This window comes from Ruegeria sp. AB7, from assembly GCF_056542625.1.
In genome coordinates, this window is record NZ_JBQGAC010000010.1 from 84,397 (window position 1) to 93,906 (window position 9,510).

9 protein-coding genes are annotated in these 9,510 nt (G+C 57.4%); 4 read left to right on the top strand and 5 right to left on the bottom strand.

The window, feature by feature from the left end:
- Positions 1 to 45: 45 nt before the first annotated feature.
- A complete protein-coding gene (locus tag ACR0EN_RS19845; RefSeq protein ID WP_170514021.1) occupies positions 46 to 480 on the bottom strand; it encodes a DUF1801 domain-containing protein in 435 nt (144 codons plus the stop codon).
- A 116-nt stretch (positions 481 to 596) separates the two neighbouring features.
- On the opposite strand from ACR0EN_RS19845, the gene ACR0EN_RS19850 reads away from it, so the two are divergent.
- On the top strand, positions 597 to 1,529 hold the full coding sequence (locus ACR0EN_RS19850) for an MBL fold metallo-hydrolase (protein ID WP_170395914.1): 933 nt from the start codon (positions 597 to 599) through the stop codon (positions 1,527 to 1,529).
- Positions 1,530 to 1,532: 3 nt separating this feature from the next.
- Here the strand turns inward: ACR0EN_RS19850 and ACR0EN_RS19855 are convergent, their stop codons facing one another.
- The 3 genes from ACR0EN_RS19855 to ACR0EN_RS19865 all read right to left on the bottom strand — a co-directional run bounded on the left by ACR0EN_RS19855 (position 1,533) and on the right by ACR0EN_RS19865 (position 5,232).
- On the bottom strand, positions 1,533 to 2,864 hold the full coding sequence (locus ACR0EN_RS19855; protein ID WP_480563054.1) for an NAD(P)/FAD-dependent oxidoreductase: 1,332 nt from the start codon (positions 2,862 to 2,864) through the stop codon (positions 1,533 to 1,535).
- Positions 2,865 to 3,013: 149 nt separating this feature from the next.
- The gene (locus ACR0EN_RS19860) at positions 3,014 to 3,355 is read right to left on the bottom strand and encodes a hypothetical protein (protein WP_170395910.1); all 342 of its coding nucleotides are present in this window, start codon (positions 3,353 to 3,355) and stop codon (positions 3,014 to 3,016) included.
- 218 nt (positions 3,356 to 3,573) lie between these two features.
- The gene (locus tag ACR0EN_RS19865) at positions 3,574 to 5,232 is read right to left on the bottom strand and encodes an NAD+ synthase (protein ID WP_170818624.1); all 1,659 of its coding nucleotides are present in this window, start codon (positions 5,230 to 5,232) and stop codon (positions 3,574 to 3,576) included.
- Positions 5,233 to 5,374: 142 nt separating this feature from the next.
- Between ACR0EN_RS19865 and ACR0EN_RS19870 the strand changes: the two genes are divergently transcribed.
- Entirely contained in the window at positions 5,375 to 6,898 is a 1,524-nt protein-coding gene (locus tag ACR0EN_RS19870; RefSeq protein ID WP_480588409.1) for an MORN repeat-containing protein, read from the top strand.
- Positions 6,899 to 6,905: 7 nt separating this feature from the next.
- Here ACR0EN_RS19870 and ACR0EN_RS19875 read toward each other — a convergent pair whose 3' ends face one another.
- On the bottom strand, positions 6,906 to 7,571 hold the full coding sequence (locus tag ACR0EN_RS19875) for an SDR family NAD(P)-dependent oxidoreductase (RefSeq protein WP_480588411.1): 666 nt from the start codon (positions 7,569 to 7,571) through the stop codon (positions 6,906 to 6,908).
- Here ACR0EN_RS19875 and ACR0EN_RS19880 point away from each other — a divergent pair.
- Positions 7,570 to 7,767 (top strand): hypothetical protein, encoded by a 198-nt coding sequence (locus ACR0EN_RS19880; protein WP_170818622.1) that lies wholly within the window; start codon positions 7,570 to 7,572, stop codon positions 7,765 to 7,767. The genes ACR0EN_RS19875 and ACR0EN_RS19880 overlap by 2 nt on opposite strands.
- An 80-nt stretch (positions 7,768 to 7,847) precedes the next feature.
- Positions 7,848 to 9,419 carry a 2-isopropylmalate synthase gene (locus tag ACR0EN_RS19885; RefSeq protein WP_170597303.1) on the top strand — a complete coding sequence of 524 codons (1,572 nt, stop codon included), beginning with the start codon at positions 7,848 to 7,850 and terminating at the stop codon, positions 9,417 to 9,419.
- Positions 9,420 to 9,510 lie beyond the last annotated feature (91 nt).

The following is a 9,510-nucleotide window of genomic DNA, read 5'->3' on the forward strand; positions in this document are numbered from 1 at the left end:
GCGCGGCTCATCTCACATGGGCGCGATTTTGTCCAGCAGGGGCTTTCAGGTCGGTTCAACCGGCCAAATGCCATCTAAGCGTTCGAGCCCGGCTTTGATGAGTTCACGAAGCACGTCGAGATCAATATCCGGTAGTTTATTCACATAGAGGCAGGATTTACCCAGCTTGTGCTTGCCCAGTCTCGATAAGATATCTCCGAAGTCAGCATACCCGGGCATGATGTAGATGGAATGCGCCGCCTTGCGCGGAGAGAACCCAGTTGCGAGAAAGTCGCCCTCGCGCCCTGACGCATAGCGATAATGATATCGACCATAGCCAATGATCGACGGGCCCCACATTACTGGCGCATAACCTGTGGTTTCACGAAACAGCCTGTCCAGCACGTGCGCCTCATCCGCCTTGCGGGTCGGCTGAATACTCGCCAGAAAATCAGCAACGTTTTGCCCTGTGGGTACAGTTTTATTCGCAGATCGCGGCATGAACAAAAATTAACACGTAATGTTCAACCACGCAGCCCATATAACAGTGCCATAGTATGGCCACAGGCCCAGACTGACCTAATTCAGTCAAACATGCTCTGACAGGGAGAACGACCATGACCATCAGATTGACTCGCCGGGCGGCGCTTGGAACGGTTGCGGCTCTGCCGCTTGCGGCAGCTACTTCGCCTGTTCTGGCCGCAGGTACCGAGACCAAAGCCAACTCTACAATAGCAAAATCGTTTCAACTGGGCGATTTCACCGTCACCACCTTGTTGGATGGCAGCCTGCCTCGTGATGGTGCGCAAGACATTTTCGGCGGCGGCGCCTCGGATGAAGATTTCGCCCGTGTATCGGCTGACAACTTCATCTCGCCAGATGTTGCGCAGTTCTTCTTCACACCAACGCTGGTTAATACGGGGTCCGAGATGATCCTGTTTGATACTGGGCTTGGCCAAGGTGGAATTCAGGCCGCGCTGGCCGACGCCGGCGTAACGCCAGATCAGATCGATGTGGTGGTCATTACCCACATGCACCCCGATCATATCGGTGGTATGACAACCAATGATGCCGCAACTTTTGCCAATGCGCGTTATGTAACAGCAGCACCCGAATACGACTTTTGGTCAGCGCAAGACGCGGGCAACCGAGTGGGTGATATGGTTGCAGCCAAAGTCACCCCGATGGCAGAGAAGATGACCTTTATCGGGGATGGCGGTGAAGTCGCATCTGGCGTCACCGGTATGGCAGCGTTTGGGCATACTCCGGGCCATATGGTCTATCACCTAGAAAGCAACGGTCAGCGTCTGGTCCTGACGGCGGATCTTGCAAATCACTATGTCTGGTCCTTTGCACATCCTGAATGGGAAGTGCGATTCGACATGGACAAAGCCGCTGCAACGGAATCGCGCAGGAATGTGCTGGGCATGCTGGCTGCGGACAAAGTGCCTATGATCGGCTATCACATGCCTTTCCCGGCCGCTGGGTATGTCGAATCCCGTGGCGACGGGTTCCGGTTCGTGCCGGTCAGCTATCAAATGATGGGTTAGAGGCTAAAAACCAGCATCCGGCCGCACTTTTGACCCATCCGTGAAACGGGACAGGCGAAAGGCGGTCGGATCAACGCAAGGCGTGCTTTCCGTAACAAGGTCCGCCACTAATCGACCTGCGGCAGGACCGATGCCAAAACCGTGGCCGGAGAAACCGGTCGCAATATGCAGGCCCTGCACCGCGTCCACTTTCGAGATGACCGGGATCGCATCCGGGGTCACATCGATCAGGCCGGCCCAGCTTTGCACGATCTCCGCACTATCAAGCGCAGGCAACGCCTTGCGGGCGTTGGCCCACGCCCTTCGCAACACTTTCTGGGAAGGTTCCGGGTCGAGTACTCGGCAATGTTCAAACGGTGTCACATCGGTCGGCAGCCAGCTTCGATCCTCATTCGCCTCGACTATCCAGCGTCTCGAAAGGCGAAACCTTAAGGACCGCCACTCTTGCCGGAATGCGGGCAGAAACTGCAACCCGAGTCGGAAACTGTCAGGAACGATATCCACTGTATTCTCGTGACCCGAAGCTATGGTGTATCCCCCGTCCGAGCGCTTTCGAATGGCAAAATCATCACTCCAAAGCGACACCTCTGGCCCTGCTGCAACCGGAGAGGTCCGCATGACCGTATTGAGCACTTTGAGCTGTGGCAGAGCGATTCCCGCGTTCCCCGCAAACAGCCGAGACCAGGCTCCGCCTGCAAGTACGACTTGACTACACCTTACGCGGCCGCGTTCGGTGAAAACACCTGCGATCCGGCCCGCAGCAACATCGACACTTCGCACCGCGCATTGCGTCATGATCGCGGCCCCACGGTCGCGCGCCGCCTCGGCGATTGCGGGGGCCGCCCATTGCGGCTCGGCCCGCCCGTCCTGCGGCATGTAAAGCGCTGAGCGCAGTTTCATACTGTTGTCCGACAGCAACCAGTCCAGTTCAGCGCCGGATACCATGCTAGCACCTGTTTGCAGCCCTTCAACATGGTCCAGCCATCGCGTCAGGTTTTCATCGTCTCGTGCGCCAGATGCGCCAAACACGATTCCTGATTGAACATAGCCTGTGGCGCGTCCCAATCGCGCATCCAGCCCTTGCCAGATTCTAAGCGCCTCTTGCATCAGGGGGATCTCGCGCGGATCACGTGTCCCAAGGCGCACCCAGCCCCAATTGCGCGAGCTTTGCTCGCCCGCAATCCGGCCCTTCTCGCACAACAGAACGGAAACACCTCGCTCAGCAAGCTCGAAGGCAGCCGAAGCCCCGATGATTCCACCACCTATGACGACAACATCTACGTGTTTGGGAAGTGTGAGATCAGATTCGACGGGTGTCGGTGTGGGGCCTGGCATTAACCGCTCGGTGCTCGTTCATCGGAGCGACATCCAGCCTGAAGGCGATTTCACTGGCAACGTAGAAAACGATTGGTCCCGGGCAATTGCCGGAACCTGTGGCCAATTGGCCAATGCGCGGCGAATTACGCCGCGCAGATGCGTTCAGATTACGCCGCGCCGGAAAGTTGCGCCCATTTCTGGCGCAGTACCGTGCTGAGCTTGGGATCGGACTTTGATGCAAGCGATTCCTGTGGCTGCAACACCGGAAATTCCGATCGCAACGGAACCGGGCCTGCCACCGCGCCGGGCGTCGGCTCTTCCTGGCTCATAATGTCTGCAATCGCAGCATCCAGCGCCTGTTCATCCAACTTGCGCGGCGCTGATTCCATAGGCTTCAACTGCAACGGAGAATGAAGCGGCTTATCGTATCCATTCGTCATTTGACCACCAATACCTTTACTGACATCCCAAACACGGATGCCTTTTCCCAGTTCCACAATCCCGGTCATCGGCTCTGAAAATGGCAGGCCAACCTACCGGATTGCGTCACATCCGCCCCATATGAGGCGAACCCCTGTCGTAAATGTGGCAAAAAAAGGACGCGCGTACAAGCGAAACATAGTCTTTTCATCGCACAACTGGCTGAAATGGATAAACAAACTGCCCTAGAAATCCGCATTACCATGCACTTTCGAAACAATGGTAAATTCTTCAATCAGAGCGGTGCTTACGTTCTATCCCGCCAGCGATTTACAATCGGATAGCGGCGATCCAGCCAGAAGGCCCGCGGCGACAACCGTGTGCCAGGCGCGGACTGGAAGCGCTTGTATTCACTAATGTAAATCAGATGTTCGACCCGCCGGGCCTCGGCCTCGTCAAATCCGGCTGCAACGCAGTCGGCGATTGAGCCATCCTGATCTACCAAGATATCAAGAATCGCATCGAGAACGGGGTAGTCCGGCAGGCTGTCGCTGTCTTTCTGATCTTCACGCAATTCAGCACTTGGCGGCTTGTCGATCACCGAAGGGCGTATGACCTCACCCTCGGGACCCATCATCCAATCGCGATGATTGGCGTTGCGCCAGCGGCAGGTCTCGAACACGCGAGTTTTGTACAGATCTTTGATCGGGTTATAGCCACCGTTCATGTCACCATAGATAGTGGCGTAGCCAACTGCGACCTCGGACTTGTTGCCGGTGGTCAGCAGCATCTCGCCAAACTTGTTCGAAATCGCCATTAGCAGAAGACCGCGCAGGCGAGACTGGACATTTTCTTCGGTCAGGTCCTCATTCAGCCCCGCAAAAAGCGGAGCCAAAGTGTTGGTTACCGCTGCGCGTCCCTCAGAGATCGGCACAAAGTCGTAGTGCACGCCCAGCGCCTTGGCGACGGCTTCGGCATCATCCAAAGAACTTTGGCTTGTATATTCCGAAGGCAGCATTACGCAGCGTACATTTTCCGCCCCGATGGCATCCACGGCTATTGCGGCCACCAGCGCCGAGTCGACACCACCCGACAACCCCAGCACAGCTTTGCCAAACCCCGTCTTACCCATGTAATCGCGCAGAGATTGCACCATCGCGCGATAATCCTGCTCCCATTCGTCGGGTTGCGGCACGACTTCACCAGCCACAATACGCCATCCGTCATCTTGGCGCGACAGATCGATATGGCTGACGGCCTCATCGAAGACGGGCATGCGGAACGCAAGCTCTCCACCCGGGTTCAATCCAAACGTAGCACCGTCGAAAACCTGATCATCCTGCCCGCCGACCATGTTCAGGTAGATTACCGGCAGACCCGTTTCGACCGTGCGAGCCACCATGTGGTTCAACCGGATATCGTATTTGTTTCGAAAATAGGGCGAGCCGTTGGGGATCAGCAGAAACTCGGCCCCGGTTTCTTCCAGTGTCTCGGCGACATCCTCGTGCCAGCCATCCTCGCAAATCGGGCTACCAATACGGACATTTCCAACCGCATAAGGGCCGCCCATAGGACCCGCATCATAAAGGCGTACTTCATCAAAGACGGTCTCATTGGGCAAATGATGTTTAAGAACTTTGCTGACAATCCGCCCTCCTTTGAGGATCAGGTAGGCGTTATAAAGCTTCCCATCTTCAACCCAAGGACCGCCGATGGCCAACGCCGGGCCGTCGGCACAGTCTTCAGCCAACGCCTGCACCGCATTCATCGCGGCCCGATGAAACGCGGGCTTCATCACCAGATCCTGGGTATTGTAGCCGGTTATGAACATCTCGGGCAGCGCCACAAGATCAGCCTGCGCCGCGCGCCCTTGCTGCCAGGCTGCAGCAGCCTTGGCGGCATTACCGTCGATATCCCCAACCGTTGGGTTCAATTGCGCCAGAGTGATGCGGAAACGATCGGCCATTTTTGCCCTCTTGCCCTCATGTCTTTCAGGGATTTAGCAGATCACACCGCGAGTGAAAGGCAAATGCGCCAAAAGCCGTTGCTCTGCCCTCGGCGGTATCTTAGTTTTGCGCCAACACAAACACCGCAGGCAGGTACAAAAAATGAAAGCGATCCGCACATCCCTTACCGCTGCAACGCTTACAATGCTGGCGTCTTTTGCGATCGCCCAACAGGACGGTCAGATTGTCATCGCTGATGATGATGTCGGAGGTGTCTACGAGGGCACGTTCGAAAACGGGCTGCGCCATGGCACCGGCACTTACCGCCTGCCGAACGGTTTTGAATATTCCGGTCAATGGGTCGAGGGCGAGATTCAAGGACAAGGCACCGCGCGCTACGCCAATGGCTCTGTCTATGAAGGGACATTCACCAAGGGCCAACCAGAAGGGCGCGGCAAAATCGTCTATTCTGATGGCCAGTCCTATGAGGGCGAGTGGGCCAAAGGCACGATAAACGGTACCGGTATCGCGACATATTCCAACGGCTCGCGATACGAGGGCGGCTTCAAGGACGCCAGATATCACGGTCACGGCGTGCTGACCGGCCCGGATGGCTCGGTTTATGAGGGCGACTGGGTAAACGGCCAGAAAACCGGCAGCGCCAAGATCACCTACGCCGATGGAAGTACCTATGAGGGCGGCTTGAATGGCGGGCAACGGCATGGTCAGGGTAGTCAAGTCTGGGTCGACGGCATGACTTATGCTGGGTCCTGGGCCAACGACCAGATGGCCGGAACAGGCCGTTTGGTTCAACCCAACGGAGATGTCTACGAAGGCGAAATGGTCGAAAATCGCCGACAGGGCAAAGGCAAGTCCATATACGCCAACGGTGCGACCTATGAAGGCGACTATGCTGACGACCAGCGCCATGGTCAGGGCACCTACAAGGGCAGCGACGGGTTTGCGTACACAGGTGCCTGGCAAAAGGGCCAGATTGAGGGCCTGGGTGAGATGCTCTATCCCGATGGTTCGGTCTATATCGGCGACTTTCTAGATGACCTGCCTCATGGCAAGGGGCAAACGACATACCCCGACGGATCAGTTTACGACGGCAACTGGATCGCCGGGATTTTTGAGGGCACCGGCACGGCAACCTATCCCAACGGAACGGCTTATACGGGCCAGTTCAAAAACGCCCGCTTCGACGGCAAAGGTATTCTGACCTTTGCAAATGGCTATCGCTATGATGGCGATTGGGTAGACGGCGTCCGACAGGGGAAGGGCAAGGCTACGTTTCCGGACGGGATCATTTACGAAGGCGATTTTCTGAATGGCAAGCGTCACGGCAAGGGAACACTGACCCGACCGGGCGGATACAGCTACACAGGCGACTGGGCCGACGGCAAGATCACTGGCTTTGGAACCGCCACCTATGAGACCGGGGATGTCTATGAGGGCAATTTCCTGGAAAACAAACGCCATGGTGACGGCACGATGCGTTTCGCAGGCGGCGAGGTTGAGACCGGCGTCTGGGAAAATGACACGCTGGCGACCGAGACAGAGATTGCGACCGAGACAGAGATTGCGCCCGAAACACCCGCTTCGAGCGCCGAAACCCCTGAGCCCGACTCTACCCCCGACGCGCCCGCCCCTGACGCGACGGACCCGGATACAAACGACGGCTAAATCAGCCTTACCACGGCACGCGCTTGCCAGCCCAATCGTAAAAACTGCCCGAGTCAGCGGGGGTAAGTCCATTGATGACGGACAGCAGATTGGCTGCGGCCTCATTGGGTTCAACAGCCGGGTGGCGGGCAAGGTACTTTTCGGTAAAGGCCGTTTTGACTGTTCCGGGGTGCAAAGCGACACAAACGGCTTGTTTGTGAGTGCGCGCCAATTCGATGGCAGCCGTATGTACTATCTGATTCACAGCCGCCTTGGCTGCACGATAACTGACCCACCCACCCAGCCGGTTGTCCCCGATTGAACCAACTCGGGCCGACAGCACGGCGATCACCGATCTGCGGTCGCGTGGCAGCAGGCGGTGCACGTGCTTCAACACCAAGGCCGGGCCAACTGCGTTCAGTGCGAACTGGTCCATCATCGCCTGCGCGGACAAGGCGCGCATAGATTTTTCCGGACCCATACCGTTAATCTCAAGCGCCCCTGAGGCCACCATGATCAGATCAAACGGATCAGAAAGGGACGCCAGCATACGCTCTGCGCCATCCGGGTCGGTCAGGTCAAACCCATCCGTTGATCTGGCCAGTCGGGTGACTTTGACACCATCCGTTGTCAGGTGATCATTCAAAGCGCGCCCGATACCGCCAGAAGCTCCGATGATTAATGCAGTTTTCATGCACGAGAAGTTAGCCGAAAGCTTCATCGCTTCAACTCCACCGTCAATTTTGTTCCCGCGTAAATTTCCCGCTTTTCATTCGCCGCGCGCCCTGTATAAGCTGATCCCCATGATCAACCGCGCAGATATCGCTTTTGCAGACGCCGCACCCAGCGGCGCGTTGCTGCGTGGTCTACTGATCCTAATCCGCCTCTGAGCGTGCCATCCGGCGCGCCCGCTCAGAGGAGGACGCCCGCGCGCCAAGAGGCTTTAGGACAGAAGAAGAAAGAGAACCCCATGACAAACGTGACCGACCAAGACCGCGTCGTGATCTTCGACACCACCTTGCGCGACGGCGAGCAGAGCCCCGGCGCGACCATGACCCACAACGAAAAGCTCGAAATTGCCGAGCTTCTGGATGAGATGGGCGTCGACATCATCGAAGCCGGATTCCCCATTGCATCGGAAGGCGACTTCAAAGCGGTGTCCGAGATCGCCGAGCGCTCGAAGAACAGCCGCATCTGTGGTCTGGCCCGCGCCAATTTCGCCGATATCGACCGATGTTGGGAGGCCGTGAAAAACGCCGAGAAGAACCGTATTCACACCTTCATAGGCACCTCTCCGCTGCACCGGGCGATACCAAATCTGACGCAAGACGAGATGGCCGACAAGATCCACGAAACGGTCAGCCACGCGCGCAACCTTTGCGAAAACGTGCAGTGGTCGCCGATGGATGCGACCCGGACCGAATGGGATTATCTGTGCCGTGTGATCGAGATTGCAATCAAGGCTGGCGCCACCACGATCAATATCCCCGATACTGTCGGTTATACTGCCCCGGTCGAGTCTGCAGATCTGATCAAGCGCCTGATCGAGACGGTTCCCGGCGCGGATGAGGTAATCTTTGCCACCCACTGCCACAACGACCTTGGCATGGCGACAGCGAACTCTCTGGCAGCGGTCGCAGGTGGTGCGCGTCAGATCGAATGCACCATAAACGGGTTGGGTGAACGCGCAGGCAACACCGCGCTGGAAGAAGTTGTGATGGCGTTGCGCACACGCAACGACATCATGCCGTGGCATACTGGCATCGACACCACCAAGATCATGCATATTTCACGCCGGGTCGCGACCGTGGCCGGATTTCCGGTGCAGTTCAACAAGGCCATCGTTGGAAAGAACGCATTTGCCCATGAAAGCGGCATCCATCAGGATGGCATGCTGAAGAACCGCGAAAACTTCGAGATCATGCGCCCTGAAGACATTGGGCTCTCTGGCACCTCTTTGCCGCTGGGCAAGCATTCGGGCCGCGCTGCGCTGCGCGATAAGCTCGAAACGCTAGGGTATGAGGTTGGTGACAACCAGCTCAAAGACATTTTTGTGCGCTTCAAGGATCTGGCCGACCGCAAGAAAGAAGTCTTTGACGATGACCTCATTGCGTTGATGAGCGTCGACGACGAAGCGGACGATCATCTTCAACTGGTGTCGATGAAAGTGACCTGCGGTACCGGAGGTCAGGCCGAAGCGACGGTCGAGCTGGAGGTAGAGGGTGCAGACAGGATCGCCACGGAAAACGGTGACGGCCCAGTCGACGCAACCTTCCGGGCGATCCGGGCGATCTATCCCAACACTGCGCGGCTGCAACTGTATCAGGTGCATGCGGTAACCGAAGGTACGGACGCGCAAGCCACGGTTTCGGTCCGTCTGGAGGAGGATGGTATGATCGCCACCGGTCAGTCTGCAAATACAGATACGGTGGTTGCGTCAGCCAAAGCCTATATCCACGCGCTGAACCGCCTGATCATGCGTCGTGAAAAGGCTGGTCCGGGGGCAGATACACGCGAGATCAGCTACAAAGACCTGACCTGATTGAAGGGTAAGGCGAATGGCTCCCGCACCCGCGGCGGCCCGGCTTCGCCGACCCTTCTTGGGTTTTGGGCCCGGCAGCGCGCCTCTGGCG

What these genes read in the sequence shown, in the direction of transcription:
- ACR0EN_RS19870 (WP_480588409.1), top strand. Translation starts at nt 5,375, where the DNA reads ATGAAAGCGATCCGCACATCCCTTACCGCTGCAACGCTTACAATGCTG.
- ACR0EN_RS19855 (WP_480563054.1), bottom strand. Translation starts at nt 2,864, where the DNA reads ATGCCAGGCCCCACACCGACACCCGTCGAATCTGATCTCACACTTCCC.
- ACR0EN_RS19885 (WP_170597303.1), top strand. Translation starts at nt 7,848, where the DNA reads ATGACAAACGTGACCGACCAAGACCGCGTCGTGATCTTCGACACCACC.
- ACR0EN_RS19860 (WP_170395910.1), bottom strand. Translation starts at nt 3,355, where the DNA reads ATGACCGGGATTGTGGAACTGGGAAAAGGCATCCGTGTTTGGGATGTC.
- ACR0EN_RS19875 (WP_480588411.1), bottom strand. Translation starts at nt 7,571, where the DNA reads ATGAAAACTGCATTAATCATCGGAGCTTCTGGCGGTATCGGGCGCGCT.
- ACR0EN_RS19850 (WP_170395914.1), top strand. Translation starts at nt 597, where the DNA reads ATGACCATCAGATTGACTCGCCGGGCGGCGCTTGGAACGGTTGCGGCT.
- ACR0EN_RS19865 (WP_170818624.1), bottom strand. Translation starts at nt 5,232, where the DNA reads ATGGCCGATCGTTTCCGCATCACTCTGGCGCAATTGAACCCAACGGTT.
- ACR0EN_RS19880 (WP_170818622.1), top strand. Translation starts at nt 7,570, where the DNA reads ATGCACGAGAAGTTAGCCGAAAGCTTCATCGCTTCAACTCCACCGTCA.
- ACR0EN_RS19845 (WP_170514021.1), bottom strand. Translation starts at nt 480, where the DNA reads ATGCCGCGATCTGCGAATAAAACTGTACCCACAGGGCAAAACGTTGCT.